Annotated in this window: 15 protein-coding genes; all 15 read left to right on the forward strand. The window is 43.5% G+C overall.

Features of this window, described 5'->3' with window-relative positions; genetic code table 11:
- The first annotated feature begins 14 nt into the window (after positions 1-14).
- The 15 genes from dnaJ (at position 15) to RTR76_RS03540 (ending at position 13,114) form a co-directional block, all read left to right on the forward strand.
- Complete coding sequence (gene dnaJ / locus RTR76_RS03470) at positions 15-1,142, forward strand: molecular chaperone DnaJ (RefSeq protein WP_312516728.1); 1,128 nt, start codon at positions 15-17, stop codon at positions 1,140-1,142.
- Positions 1,143-1,169: 27 nt separating this feature from the next.
- The gene (prmA, locus tag RTR76_RS03475; RefSeq protein ID WP_312516730.1) at positions 1,170-2,108 is read left to right on the forward strand and encodes a 50S ribosomal protein L11 methyltransferase; all 939 of its coding nucleotides are present in this window, start codon (positions 1,170-1,172) and stop codon (positions 2,106-2,108) included.
- Complete coding sequence (locus tag RTR76_RS03480) at positions 2,108-2,842, forward strand: 16S rRNA (uracil(1498)-N(3))-methyltransferase (protein ID WP_312516732.1); 735 nt, start codon at positions 2,108-2,110, stop codon at positions 2,840-2,842. Before prmA ends, RTR76_RS03480 begins: the two co-directional genes overlap by 1 nt.
- 3 nt (positions 2,843-2,845) lie before the next feature.
- A complete protein-coding gene (gene mtaB, locus RTR76_RS03485) occupies positions 2,846-4,144 on the forward strand; it encodes a tRNA (N(6)-L-threonylcarbamoyladenosine(37)-C(2))-methylthiotransferase MtaB (protein ID WP_312516734.1) in 1,299 nt (432 codons plus the stop codon).
- 105 nt (positions 4,145-4,249) lie between these two features.
- Complete coding sequence (locus RTR76_RS03490) at positions 4,250-4,597, forward strand: histidine triad nucleotide-binding protein (protein ID WP_312516736.1); 348 nt, start codon at positions 4,250-4,252, stop codon at positions 4,595-4,597.
- A gap of 94 nt (positions 4,598-4,691) precedes the next feature.
- Positions 4,692-4,871 carry a 30S ribosomal protein S21 gene (gene rpsU, locus RTR76_RS03495; protein WP_132080917.1) on the forward strand — a complete coding sequence of 60 codons (180 nt, stop codon included), beginning with the start codon at positions 4,692-4,694 and terminating at the stop codon, positions 4,869-4,871.
- A gap of 58 nt (positions 4,872-4,929) precedes the next feature.
- The gene (locus RTR76_RS03500) at positions 4,930-5,382 is read left to right on the forward strand and encodes a GatB/YqeY domain-containing protein (protein ID WP_312516738.1); all 453 of its coding nucleotides are present in this window, start codon (positions 4,930-4,932) and stop codon (positions 5,380-5,382) included.
- Between the two features lie 416 nt (positions 5,383-5,798).
- Positions 5,799-7,097, forward strand: coding sequence for an NfeD family protein (locus RTR76_RS03505; RefSeq protein ID WP_312516740.1), 1,299 nt, complete (start codon positions 5,799-5,801; stop codon positions 7,095-7,097).
- A gap of 18 nt (positions 7,098-7,115) precedes the next feature.
- Positions 7,116-8,114, forward strand: a complete 999-nt coding sequence (gene floA / locus RTR76_RS03510) for a flotillin-like protein FloA (protein ID WP_312516742.1) — start codon at positions 7,116-7,118, stop codon at positions 8,112-8,114.
- 10 nt (positions 8,115-8,124) lie between these two features.
- The gene (locus tag RTR76_RS03515) at positions 8,125-8,490 is read left to right on the forward strand and encodes a hypothetical protein (RefSeq protein WP_312516744.1); all 366 of its coding nucleotides are present in this window, start codon (positions 8,125-8,127) and stop codon (positions 8,488-8,490) included.
- Between the two features lie 134 nt (positions 8,491-8,624).
- Positions 8,625-9,218, forward strand: coding sequence for a TetR family transcriptional regulator (locus RTR76_RS03520; RefSeq protein WP_312516746.1), 594 nt, complete (start codon positions 8,625-8,627; stop codon positions 9,216-9,218).
- A 4-nt stretch (positions 9,219-9,222) separates the two neighbouring features.
- Positions 9,223-10,194 (forward strand): efflux RND transporter periplasmic adaptor subunit, encoded by a 972-nt coding sequence (locus RTR76_RS03525; RefSeq protein ID WP_312516748.1) that lies wholly within the window; start codon positions 9,223-9,225, stop codon positions 10,192-10,194.
- The gene (locus RTR76_RS03530; protein ID WP_312516750.1) at positions 10,191-11,090 is read left to right on the forward strand and encodes an ABC transporter ATP-binding protein; all 900 of its coding nucleotides are present in this window, start codon (positions 10,191-10,193) and stop codon (positions 11,088-11,090) included. Before RTR76_RS03525 ends, RTR76_RS03530 begins: the two co-directional genes overlap by 4 nt.
- Positions 11,091-11,993 (forward strand): ABC transporter ATP-binding protein, encoded by a 903-nt coding sequence (locus RTR76_RS03535; RefSeq protein ID WP_312516752.1) that lies wholly within the window; start codon positions 11,091-11,093, stop codon positions 11,991-11,993.
- Positions 11,990-13,114, forward strand: a complete 1,125-nt coding sequence (locus RTR76_RS03540; protein ID WP_312516754.1) for an ABC transporter permease — start codon at positions 11,990-11,992, stop codon at positions 13,112-13,114. Before RTR76_RS03535 ends, RTR76_RS03540 begins: the two co-directional genes overlap by 4 nt.
- Positions 13,115-13,267: the final 153 nt, after the last annotated feature.

The following is a 13,267-nucleotide window of genomic DNA, read 5'->3' on the forward strand; positions in this document are numbered from 1 at the left end:
GGGATGGTGTAACAGTGAGTAAAAAAGATTACTATGAAGTGCTAGGCGTAGCCAAAACGGCGTCAGAAGATGAAATTAAGAAGGCGTTCCGTAAATTGGCTCGCAAGTACCATCCTGACGTCAACCGCGATAATTCCAGTGAGGCCGAGGAAAAATTTAAAGAAGCTAACGAAGCCTATGAAGTGCTGTCTAATACTGAGCGCCGCGCCCAATATGACCAGTTTGGTCATGCCGCCTTTGAAGGCGGCGGCGCTCAGGGGGGCGGCGGTTTTGGCGGCGCTGGTGGATTCAGCGATATTTTTGATATGTTTTTTGGTCAATCCGGTTTCGGCGGTGGCCGTCAGTCAGGACCCGAGCGTGGTGCTGACTTGCGCTATGATCTGGAAATCACTTTTGAGCAGGCAGCTTTTGGTATGGAGACGGAAATTCAGGTTCCCCGTACGGAAGACTGCGGTGTTTGTCAGGGATCTGGTGCTGCTGCGGGAACTCACGCTGAAACTTGTTCGCAATGTCGTGGTACCGGTCAGCAGCAAGTGGTACAAAATACTCCCTTTGGACGAATGGTTAATGTTCGCCCCTGTGATCGCTGCCGTGGTGAAGGCAAAATTGTAAAAACGCCTTGCAAAGAATGTCATGGCAAAGGAAAAGTACGGGCAAGACGGAAAATAAAAATAAAAATCCCTGGCGGTGTAGATAACGGCTCCCGTTTGCGTGTTGCTCATGAGGGAGAAGCTGGCAATCGAGGCGGTCAGCCAGGTGACTTATATGTTTATATTTTTGTTAAATCGCATAAACTGTTCACTAGAGAAGGCGATGACGTAATATGTGAAGTGCCGATTACGATCGTGCAAGCAGCCCTGGGTGACGAAATTGAGGTTCCGACACTTGATGGCAAAGTCCAGCTTCGCATTCCGGAAGGTACCCAAACGGCTACTGTTTTCCGTCTGAAAGAAAAAGGTGTTCCTCACTTGCGCGGATCGGGACGTGGCGATCAGCATGTAAAAGTGAAAGTCATTACTCCGAAGAAATTAACGGATAAGCAAAAAGAATTACTGCTGGAATTCGCCAAAGACGGCGGTGAAGATACTAATCCAGAGCAAAAAAGCTTTTTTAAAAAAGTAAAGGACGCCTTTGGAGTATAACTTTTTGAATAAAAGGGGCGATCTAGAATGAAATGGGCGGAAATTAGTATCCAGACAACACATGAGGCCACCGAAGCGGTGGCTAATATTTTTCATGATTTAGGTGCCAGCGGAGTAATTATTGAAGATCCCGTATTGATAAATGCGTACCGCAGTTCGGGAACCTGGGACTATTGTGATTTGCCGGAACCAGCCGATATAGAAGTCGTGACAGTTAAGGCTTATCTCCCTGTCGATGATCAGCTGGATGATAAACTGGGCCTGTTTGAGCAAAAGGTCAATGACTTGGAGCAGCATAATTTAAATAAAGGCTGTGGACTCATTAACTGGGTTGAAGTACAGGACGAAGACTGGGCCAGTGCATGGAAAGAGTATTTTCATCCTGTGAAGGTAAGCGAGCATATCGTTATAAAACCATCATGGGAAGACTACTTTCCAGCTGTAGATGATATTGTCATTGAGCTTGATCCTGGAATGGCCTTTGGCACAGGAACTCATCACACTACAGTGCTGTGTATCCGACTGCTCGATGAATTAGTCAAAACAGGTGATACCGTATTTGATGTGGGCACCGGCTCAGGGATTTTAGCAGTAGCGGCTGCGAAACTTGGTGCTGCTTCTGTACACGCTATTGATCTAGATCCGGTTGCTGTACGAGTTGCGCAGGAGAACGTCTCCATGAATCATGTGCAGCATACTGTTGTTACAGCACAGGGAGATCTATTGACAGGTGTTTCCGGTCAGGCAGACATTATTGTTGCCAATATCATTGCTGATATCATTATTCAAATTCTGAACGATCTGCCTGCACGTCTTAAAGATGATGGGGCTTTTATTGCCAGCGGAATTATCATTGAGCGATTAAGTGATGTTACTGCTGCGATGCTTGACCATAAATTTATTATCGAAAAAGTTGTGGAAGAAGGCGGTTGGGCCGCAATTGTTGCCCGCAAGGGTGAGTTATAGTGCGCCGCTTCTTTCTGTCTGAGCCTATATCCACTGACATGATTGTTTCTGGTGGCGAAGCTCATCATATGCTGCGTGTGCTGCGCTTAGCAGCCGGTGACAAAGTGGTTGTTGTTGATCCGGTGGGACAAGCTGCTGTTGCCAGAATAGCAAAAACAACAGATACAGACGTAAGTTTAATCCTGGAACAACAGCTGGAGGAAGATCGGGAGGCACCGATAACGATTCGGCTGGCTCAAGGTTTGCCCAAAAGTGATAAAATGGACTATATTGTACAAAAAGCAGTTGAACTGGGAGTAAGTGAGATTATCCCGGTGGCAGCAGATGAGAGTGTTGTACGATATGATGCGGCCAAGCAGCAGAGCCGCCGTGAGCGCTGGCAAAAAATTGCTGCAGAGGCGGCAAAACAATGCCGGCGAACCAGAGTGCCGACGGTTGCACCTGTGCAAGATCTGGCTAAACTTCTTTTGACTGCAAACCCTAGTACACAGATTATAGTTTTGTTTGAGGGTCAAGTGCCATTGGGACTAAAACAAGCATTGACAGACAAACCGGGAAACGATTATTTATTGATTGTTGGCCCGGAAGGTGGATTAAGTAGTCGCGAGGTCAAATTATCTGAAGAGCGGGGAGCTGCTATTGTTACAATGGGGCCTCGCATATTGCGTACAGAAACAGCCGCTTTAGCGGCTATTGCCGCTGTTATGTACGAACACGGTGATTTAGGAGGCTAAAGTGTGCCGCAAGTTGCTTTTACAACATTAGGATGCAAAGTAAATCAGTTTGAAACCGAAGTCATAGAAGGACTGTTTAAGCAGCGAGGCTATGCTGTAGTCCCCTTTTCCGGAAAAGCGGATGTTTATGTCATCAATACGTGCTCCGTTACTCATCTGGGAGAAAAAAAATCACGCCAGTTAATTCGCCGGGCGACGCGGACCAATCCTGAGGCTGCGATAGTCGTGACAGGTTGTTATGCCCAGACAGCGCCAGAGAAAGTGGAAGCGATTCCTGGTGTTAATGTCATTGTTGGTACACAGGATCGTCAGCAAATTGTAGATTTAGTTGAAGAGGCTGTTGCGAATCAGCTTCAAGTAAAAGCAGTCGCTAATATTATGGCTGCCGATCATTTTGAAGATATACCTCTGTTCCATATACCTGGAAGGACGCGTGCTTTTCTGAAAATACAAGAAGGCTGCACTAATTTTTGTACATATTGTATTATTCCTTTTGCCCGGGGACCTTTACGTTCACGACCATTAAGCAGCGTAGTCAGTGAAGCTGAGAAAATGGTTGCTGCCGGTTTTCGGGAAATTGTATTGACGGGTATTCATTTAGGTGCGTATGGACGTGATCATGAAAATAATCTTGAATTGACAGATGCAATTCAAGCAATATTGGATGTAAAGGGACTTATGCGGCTGCGTTTGGGCTCCCTGGAATCTATTGAAATATCCGAGCAGCTCATTAACTTGATGCGCAAGGACAAGCGATTGTGCCCACATTTACACTTACCGCTGCAGTCTGGGCATGATCACATATTATCGAAAATGAACCGGCATTATACTACCGCTGAATTTGAGCAGCTTATTGAAAGTATCCGATCTCAAGTTGATGATATTGCCATATCAACAGATATTATTGTTGGCTTTCCTGGTGAAACCCAGGAGATGTTTGAGGAAGCACTTGCCTTTGTTGAACGTATGCACTTTGCCCGTATCCATGTTTTTCCGTATTCTAAACGGGAAGGAACGCCCGCTGCCAGCTTTCCAGGACAAATTGATGAGCAGGATAAGAAAAATCGTGCTCATCAACTGCAAGTTGTTGCTGATAAGGCAGCGAAAGATTTTAACAATCGTTTTATCGGAAAGATAGTAGACGTTCTCTTTGAAGGCGAAGAGGATGGGGTTATTGATGGTTTGGCAGGCAATTATATTCGTGTCTATGCACCGGGGGATCGCAGTATGCAGGGGCAGGTATGCCGTGTTTGCGTAGAAAAAGTGTATAAAGACGGAGTTTGGGGACACATTACCAATTAAATTTGGAGTAATGCTCTTTAAGCAGCAGGATTATTACAGTCTAAGACGAATAATTTTGGATATAGCTGGGATATGAGTCAATGATGAACCTAGGGGAGGTGCTGTATGCAGCAGGATTGTATTTTTTGTAAAATAGCAGCTAAAGAAATTCCTGTACAACCGATATATGAAGATGAGTATGTGCTTGCTTTTCCTGATATTAATCCGGCCGCTCCTGTTCATGTGCTTGTTATTCCCAAAAAACATATTGCCAATCTATTAGAAGTTGATAAGCCGGATCAAAGCTTAATGGGACATATGATGGCTGCCATCAGACAGATTGCAGAACAAATTGGTCTGGCAGATGAAGGCTTTCGCGTTGTAATCAATACAAAAGAGAATGGCGGACAAACTGTACATCATCTGCATTGTCATATCCTTGGTGGCCGGAGTATGACTTGGCCTCCAGGTTAATGTTGACAATGTTTGTCATATTAGGTATAATACTTAGGTGTATGTAGAAGTAACTGCACTTCCCTGAAGGTCAGTGTGGAGGGAGGGAGATCAGATGTCAGAAATCAAGGTAGGTAAAAACGAAACACTTGATAGCGCACTCCGTAGGTTTAAACGCTCTTGCCAAAAGGCTGGTGTTCTTTCTGAAGTGAGAAAACGTGAACACTACGAAAAACCTAGCGTTAAACGCAAGAAAAAGTCCGAAGCGGCTCGCAAGCGCAAATTTAAAGCTTAAGCAGTTCTCCTACTTGGACTACACTGATGGCTTTTCGCAAGTCTCGGAGGTATCGTTGATGTCTACCAAGGAACGTTTGACTGATGACATGAAACAGGCCATGAAAGATAAAGAAGCTGGTAAACTTCGGCTTTCTGTGATTCGCATGGTCCGAGCAAGTATTAAAAATGTTGAGATTGACCGTAAAAGAGAGTTGGCCGAAGATGAAGTTCTTGATGTTTTGGCAAAAGAACTGAAGTTACGCCGGGATGCTATGGTAGAATTCGAGAAGGCAAACCGTCTTGATCTAGTGGAAAATCTAGAAAAAGAGGTTGCTGTTCTGATGGATTATCTGCCGCAGCAATTAACAGAAGAAGAAGTTCGAGCTTTTGTTACCGACGCAGTTCAACAAACACAGGCTTCAAATGCTAAGGATATGGGCAAGGTGATGGCTGCCCTGATGCCAAAAGTAAAAGGACGTGCTGACGGTAAGCTGGTCAATACTATCGTTCGAGAAATGCTCAATAATTAACGCGTACCGGTATCCGATGAGGATACCGGTTTTAATTTTCCCTGATAAAAAAATAAGCCAGGTATACACCTGGCTTATTTTCGTTCTCGTTCATGAAGCATGGCTGCGAGAGTAGTTATAGTAATTACTGAAAGTAAAAAATAATTATTGCATAAAAAGATGGGTAGTTATGACGATATTTGCTCAAGATATTGCTATATGTGTATATGGTTTGCTGAAGATAGACAGTTGCAATGGTATGTGTTCAACATGAAATATTGTGATGTGCGTAAAGTGCTGAAAAGAAAAACAAATCACTCACATGAACTAAATATGACAATAACATACATAAAACGACAAGTCAATAGTTTTATCTGGAAACAGGAATGGACGAGTTTGGTCGCGAATATAGTAACCAAGAGCATTGGAGGTGAAATATGAAATTGTTTAGACGCATTTTTTTGCTAGTTCTTTGCTTGGCAGTGTGGATTCCATTTTCTACAACTGCAGCTGAACAGCCAGCTTCATCAGTTATTGCCGTTACGATAAAAGGTGAGATTGATGGAGGTCAATCGGCTCTTCTTCATCGTGCCTTTCAGGAAGCACAAAAAAATAATGCTCAGGCTATGCTGATAGAATTGGATACGTTTGGCGGGCTGGTCGATGCAGCAGTGCAAATGCGTGATTTAATTATTGATTCGCCGATACCGACGATTTGCTATATCAAAAATAGAGCTTGGTCTGCAGGTGCCCTGATTGCCTTAGCGCATCAGAGTATTGCTATTGCACCTGGAGGTAGTATCGGAGCGGCAGAGCCGATACCGACTACAGAGAAAACCGTAGCAGCACTGAAAGCAGAGTTTGCGGCTACAGCTAATAAGACTGGGCGGAATCCACGAGTTGCAGAAGCAATGGTGGATAAGTCACTTGGATTACCGGGGTACGCCGAACCGGGCCAGATACTGGCATTGACAGACTATCAGGCTAAAGAGGTTGGGTTTGCTGATTTTGTTGCTGTTGACAGAGCGGCAGTACTGACTCAATATGGTTTTGCAGGCGCGACGGTAATTGAGTATCAACCGCAATGGACAGACCGGTTGGCTGGATGGTTGTCAAATCCTGCAATTAAATCGGGGCTCTTATCGCTTATCTTCCTTGCCGTATTGGCGGAAATTAAGACTGCTGGTACCGGTGTAGGAGCATTAGTTGCAATCGTGGCTGCGGTATTGTTCTTTGGCAGTCAGTGGTTGACGGGGGTGGCAGGCCTTTTGGAAATTTTGCTTTTTGCAGGCGGCTGCATTCTATTAGTAGTTGAGCTTTATGTGCCGGGAGTGGGACTGTTTGGCATCGCAGGTCTAGCCAGTATTCTGGCAAGTTTCTTCCTAAGTCTGGGTGCAAATATGTCGGCATTAACGACAATGACGGTCAGCTTGCTGATTGCCATTATTGCTTTTGCAGTACTGGCAAGATATTTACCCTCCAGTAAGCTGTGGGCTAAGCTTGTTTTAAAGGATAGCGAAACTACGCAGGACGGTTATACAAGTGCAGATGACTATAATGCTTATCTGGGCTGTGAAGGGATAACCATCACTCAATTAAGGCCTGCAGGGAGAATCGAAGTAAATGATATTCAGCTGGATGTTGTATCAGAAGGCCGGTTTCTTCCCAGCGGTATCAAAGTCAGGATCGTAAGTGTCAAAGGAAATCGAATCGTTGTTCATCCCATCGAGGAGTAGATATAAGGAGGAATGTTAATGTCAATTTTGTTAATTCCTATGCTTGGTGTATTACTGTTTATTGTTGCTGCTGCTGTATTTCTTCATTTTGTACCGCTGGGCCTTTGGATTTCTGCCTTGGCGGCAGGTGTAAATGTAGGGATCTTTACTTTGGTTGGTATGCGCCTCAGACGTGTTCCCCCGGCTCAAATCGTAATGCCTTTAATTAAAGCAAACAAAGCGGGATTAGATGTTAATGTAAACCAACTGGAAGCACATTATCTTGCAGGTGGGGATGTTGACCGGGTTGTAGATGCTCTGATTGCTGCTCATCGTGCTCAAATTCCGCTGCCTTTTGAACGGTCTGCTGCTATTGATTTGGCAGGGCGTAATGTATTGGAAGCAGTTCAAATGAGCGTTAATCCCAAAGTGATTGAAACTCCCGTTGTTTCGGCAGTTGCTAAAAACGGGATTGAATTAAAAGTAAAAGCCCGGGTTACTGTTCGAGCTAACATTGATCGATTAGTAGGTGGTGCTGGTGAGCAAACAATCATTGCCCGGGTAGGGGAAGGCATTGTTACGACAGTAGGTTCATCGACTGATCACAAAGACGTATTGGAAAATCCGGATCATATTTCCCGTACCGTATTATCAAAAGGATTAGATGCAGGAACTGCCTTCGAAATATTATCCATTGATATTGCCGATGTCGATGTAGGCCGCAATATTGGGGCAGAACTAATGACAGACCAGGCAGAAGCAGAAAAACGCATTGCACAGGCCAGAGCGGAAGAGCGCAGGGCAATGGCTGTTGCAAAAGAGCAGGAAATGAAAGCCTTTACTCAGGAAATGCAGGCTAAAGTTGTTGAAGCTCAGGCAGAAGTGCCCCGGGCATTAGCTGTGGCATTAAAAGAAGGGCATATGGGCGTTATGGATTATTATAATATGAATAACGTTCTAGCCGATACACAGATGAGAGAGACGATAGCGAAAACAGGTCCCGGTAATACTTCAAGAATAGACGAGCAAAAAAAGTAGGTGACCTCTAGTGGAATTAAAGTATCTTGTATTAGTAATGATACTGCTTTATGTACTGCCAGAGCTTTTCCGCCGGAAGCCGAAGAAATATGAGTATCCGACTATTCCGGAACCTGTACCTAACAAGACGCAGCAGAATGTATTGAAGGCTGAACCTTTGCCGGCGGTAAAGAAGCAAAGTGCCAGTGCGCCAAAAATTTCTATGCCGCCGGAGGTACATATTCCTTCAGTCGCGACAGAGGCTTCCCCGTGGCAGGGCCAGCTCACGCCTGCTAACATTCAGACCGGTTATATCTTTGCTGAGATTTTGCAGCCACCGAGGGCTTATCGGCCATTTAGACAAAGAGCATTTTTGCCGCCTAATCATAAAGAGTAGTTAGAAGGCCCTGTAAATACAGGGCCTTTCTTTTTTTTGAATTACTCATAGAAAATTCTGATAAAAATACTTGTAGAGATGTGATTATTGTGATACTGTTTAATTAAACGATTGATTAATTCCGAGGTGTCTTTATGAGTGAACAAGATAAAAGAGAAAGACTAATTGTAGCTGCAACTCGACTTTTTGCACAGAAAGGGTATGCAGCAGTATCTATTCGGCTGCTTGCTCAAACTGCGAATGTAAACAGTGCGCTGGTTTCTTATTACTTTGGTGGCAAAGAGGGACTTTATAAAGAGGTATTACAAAGTCAATTTCACCAGGTTGTTGCGCGAATCGAGAATATTGATAAAGCTTTGCCGCCAATTCAAAGGCTGGAATGCTTTGCATGGACAATGGCGCAAATTCATCAGGATTTTCCTTATTTGCTGCGATTTGGTCATAGTGAAATGACGAATCCAACCAAATGCTTTGCAGAAATTATTAAACCTAATATTGCCAGACTTTATCAATTTTTGCATCAAACAGTTGAAGAAGGGGTTGCGGCAGGGTACTTCAGAGCGGACGTTAATCCCGGCTATGCAGCGGTAGGGTTAGCCAGCATTCTTAATTTTTATTTTATTGCCCGTCCGGTTGCCAACAGTGTCTTGGGGAGCTTGGAGAATCAAGATGGCGAATACGTACGCCAGGCTATTGAGCTATATCTTCATGGACTGGAAAGGAGGTAGGAAAATGAATAAGAAGATGGTAATAGGCGGATTGTTATTTTTCCTTTTAGCATCAGCTACGGCTTATAAGCTATACAGCCGTGAGACAAATGCTATTACAGCTACCGGCACTATTGAGGTTACTCGTGTCGATGTTTCACCTAAAGTTGGCGGGCAGCTTGTAGAATTGCTTTTACAAGAAGGAGATGTGGTTCAACCGGGTCAAAAAGTTGCCCGTGTTTCCCGACCTGACTTGGAGGCTCAGCTGCTGCGAGATGAGGCGGCCTATAAAAGAGCGGAAATTCAATTGAATGATTTGCAAAAAGGAGCTCGCTTCCAAGAAAAAGAAGATGCACTTGCCGCCGTTTTGTCAGCGCAGGTTTTGTATAATAAGGCACAAAGCGACTATCAAAGATATGTTGAGCTTTTTGAAAAAGGGGCAATATCGACGCAATTTTTAGAGACTACTAAGGCAAATCGGGATGTTGCTTATCACTCACTGGTCGCTGCGCAATCGCGTCAAGGGATCGTCGAAGAAGGAAATCGGATTGATGTCGTTGCAGCACAACGGCTTGAGGTAGAGCGGAGTAGAGCAATCGTTATTGCCAGTCAAAGTGTGCTAAACGATACAACGGTTATTAGTCCCGGTATGGGGACCGTAGTAAGCAAAAATGTTGAGGCCGGTGAGTATGTAAATGCAGGTGTGCCGATTATTACTATTGTCAGGCTGCCTGAATGCTGGGTGAAAATATATATTGCCTCAACGCAGCTGGGGAATATTCACTTAGGTCAAGAGGTTCGTGTCATGGTCGATTCTTTTCCTAACCGCGTCTTTAATGGAGTCATTAAAGAAATAAACCAGAATGCTGAATTCACTCCGCGGCAAAGTATCACGCAGCGTGAACGTGCCAATATGGTTTTTGCGGTAAAGGTGCAATTAGATAATCAGGATGGTGTATTAAAAGCCGGTATGCCAGCTGATGTGACGATACCATGATACGGTTAGCCAATGTATGTAAGCAATTTGGCGCTGCTACTGTGGTAGATGATATATCCCTTTCCGTGAAGCCCGGAGAAATATTTGGGTTTGTAGGACCAGATGGTGCCGGAAAAACAACAACTATGCGCATGATTATTGGTATTCTGGAACCTTCTGCCGGTGAAGTCACGGTTTTTACTAAAACGAAACTCGAGGAAATTAAGCCTCATATTGGCTATGTACCACAGAAATTCAGTTTATACAGCGATCTCACGGTAATGGAAAATATTCGTTTAGTCGGTTCTTTATACGGCGCTTCAAACGAAATAATTAAACAACAGGCAAAAGAAATTTTGACATTTACTAAGCTATGGCCGTTTCAGGATCGATTAGCAGATAAGCTGTCAGGTGGAATGAAGCAGAAGTTATCGCTAGCGGCAGGCTTAATGCATAAGCCGAAGCTATTTTTCCTCGATGAGCCTACTACTGGTGTAGATCCGGTGTCGCGACGTGAGTTCTGGCAAATGCTGTACCGCCTAAATAAAGAAGGAATGACAATTGTGGTGTCCACTCCTTATATGGATGAAGCTGAATTATGTACGCGAATTGCTTTTTTTAATGCCGGGAAAATTGTTGCCTGTGATACCCCCGAGCAGCTGCGTAACGATTACCCTTATCGCATATTGGAGATTCAGACAGAAAGTAAAGATATTAGGCAGTATTTAGCTGCGTGTCCTATTCTTGATATAAACTCCTTTGGTGAAGCCTACCATGTAGTTGTAGAGAAACTGGACACGGCTAAGCAGGCAATAGAGGCTGCTTTAGGTGCAGCGAAGGTTTCCGTAGTTTCTATTCAGGAAGTCAAACCTTCGTTGGAAGATGTTTTTGTATATTTAGCAGATGAGGTGAGCTAATTGTTTATTATTGAGACAGAAAACCTCACCCGCCGTTTTGAGAGTTTCATTGCTGTTGATGATGTTACCATGCGCATTAAAAAAGGATCGATTTATGGCTTTCTGGGGCCTAATGGATCAGGGAAGTCTACAACTATTCGTATGCTGTGCGGAATATTGGCACCAACTTCAGGGAAAGGGACGGTTCTTGGTTTTGATATTGCTCACGAAGGCGAGAAAATTAAACAGCATATCGGATATATGTCCCAAAAGTTCAGTCTCTACGATGATTTGACTGTAAAAGAGAACTTGGAGTTCTATGCCGGTATGTATAATTTGGCCGGTGCAAGTAAGCAATTACGTATAAATGAGATGCTAACGATGGCTGGTTTGACAGGCCGGGAAAATGAGATGACCAGCAATTTGTCAGGGGGTTGGAAACAGCGCCTGGCCTTGGGATGTTCAATATTACATGCCCCATCTATTGTTTTTTTAGATGAGCCAACAGGAGGCGTAGATCCAAAATCACGACGATTATTTTGGGAGATTATCTATAGTCTGGCGCGAAATGGAACGACAATCTTAGTTACGACTCATTTTATGGATGAAGCTGAGCGCTGTGATGAAATCGGATTTATTTTTGAAGGCCGGTTAATTGCATCTAACACGCCAGCAGGCTTAAAACAGGCAATAACAGATACGCTTATTCGGATTGAAGATGCTCAGCCTATGGAATTGTTAGTCAAGCTTGAAAAAGAAGAAGGCGTAGTAGATGCCTATGTGCAAGGAACAGCTCTGCACATTTTAGTGAAATCAGATAAAATCAGTACTTTTGCGCAATACACGTATGAAGTGATTTCCCCTTCTTTGGAAGATGTTTTTGTTTATTTCGTTAAATCCCAGCGAAAGGAGCGAATGGCATGAGGCGCTTGCGAGCACTATTAATTAAAGAGTTCATTCAAATGCGACGGGACAGGATTACGTTTGCTATGATGATAGCACTTCCCGTCATTCAGTTAATTGTTTTCGGGTTTGCAATCAATACGGATGTGAAGCATTTGCCGACAATGGTATTCGATCAGTCGCTGCAGCAGGAAAGCCGTGATTTATTAGCTTCTTTCGAGGCAAGTGGGTATTTTGATGTGAAATATATCGGTTATAGTTATGATGATGTGACTAGAGCAATAGAAAGTGGAAAAGTTAAAGTAGGAATTGTTTTTCCGCCTGACTTTACTGAGAATGCCAAGCATGGTAGAACCGCCGCAGTTCAAATTATTGTTGATGCCTCAGATTCCATGTCGGCCTCATCGGCAATTAGTACTGCTCAAATGATAGGGTTACTCAAATCACAAGAAACCATAGCAAAAAAGCTTCAACTTAATGGAATAAAACAAATTGATGCTCCCTATGATGTGAGAATACGTCCCTGGTACAATCAGGATTTCGTTTCTGCCTACTACATGGTACCTGGCATTATTGGAGTTATTCTTACGATGACGATGGTTATGATAACATCAATGGCTATCGTACGGGAAAGAGAGCGGGGGACGCTGGAGCAGCTAATCGTTACTCCTTTAAAAGCACATGAGTTAATGCTAGGCAAAATTATTCCCTATATATTTGTGGGGTACGTGCAGATTACATTAGCACTTGCCGTGGGTATCGTAATATTTGATATTCCCGTGCGGGGCAATTTGGGTCTTCTCTATGGGTTAGCGTCTATTTTTATTATTGCTTCCTTGTCACTGGGCGTTTTCATTTCGAATTTAGCCAAGACGCAAATGCAAGCCATGCAAATGTCTTTTTTCATATTTCTCCCTAGCATTTTATTATCCGGATTCATGTTTCCCCGTGAAGCGATGCCGATGTTTTTCTATGCATTGGGAAATGTTATTCCTTTAACCTTCTTTTTAGAAATCGTTAGAGGGATTGTACTAAAGGGAATCGGTATGCAATATCTTTGGTCTCAGTTATTCGCACTTATTGCATTTAGTATTGCTGTTTTTACAGCTAGTGTCTTTAAGTTTAAAAAGACATTAGAATAAAAAATCATATTATAAAAATTAATGTGCTTAATACTATTGACATGATTAACTCAAAGTGTTATTCTATGTAAGCTCTCTTAAGAGCGCACACACTTTAATAAAAAAGATGTTGACAAAACAAAATGGTTATGTTAACATAAATAAGCTGTCACC

It is taken from the genome of Anaerospora sp. (assembly GCF_032013335.1).
GTDB lineage: Bacteria > Bacillota > Negativicutes > Sporomusales > DSM-15969 > Anaerospora.

Coding starts and splice junctions, on each gene's coding strand:
- RTR76_RS03525 (WP_312516748.1), top strand. CDS start 9,223: ATGAATAAGAAGATGGTAATAGGCGGATTGTTATTTTTCCTTTTAGCA.
- RTR76_RS03520 (WP_312516746.1), top strand. CDS start 8,625: ATGAGTGAACAAGATAAAAGAGAAAGACTAATTGTAGCTGCAACTCGA.
- RTR76_RS03540 (WP_312516754.1), top strand. CDS start 11,990: ATGAGGCGCTTGCGAGCACTATTAATTAAAGAGTTCATTCAAATGCGA.
- RTR76_RS03505 (WP_312516740.1), top strand. CDS start 5,799: ATGAAATTGTTTAGACGCATTTTTTTGCTAGTTCTTTGCTTGGCAGTG.
- prmA (WP_312516730.1), top strand. CDS start 1,170: ATGAAATGGGCGGAAATTAGTATCCAGACAACACATGAGGCCACCGAA.
- RTR76_RS03490 (WP_312516736.1), top strand. CDS start 4,250: ATGCAGCAGGATTGTATTTTTTGTAAAATAGCAGCTAAAGAAATTCCT.
- RTR76_RS03500 (WP_312516738.1), top strand. CDS start 4,930: ATGTCTACCAAGGAACGTTTGACTGATGACATGAAACAGGCCATGAAA.
- RTR76_RS03530 (WP_312516750.1), top strand. CDS start 10,191: ATGATACGGTTAGCCAATGTATGTAAGCAATTTGGCGCTGCTACTGTG.
- floA (WP_312516742.1), top strand. CDS start 7,116: ATGTCAATTTTGTTAATTCCTATGCTTGGTGTATTACTGTTTATTGTT.
- rpsU (WP_132080917.1), top strand. CDS start 4,692: ATGTCAGAAATCAAGGTAGGTAAAAACGAAACACTTGATAGCGCACTC.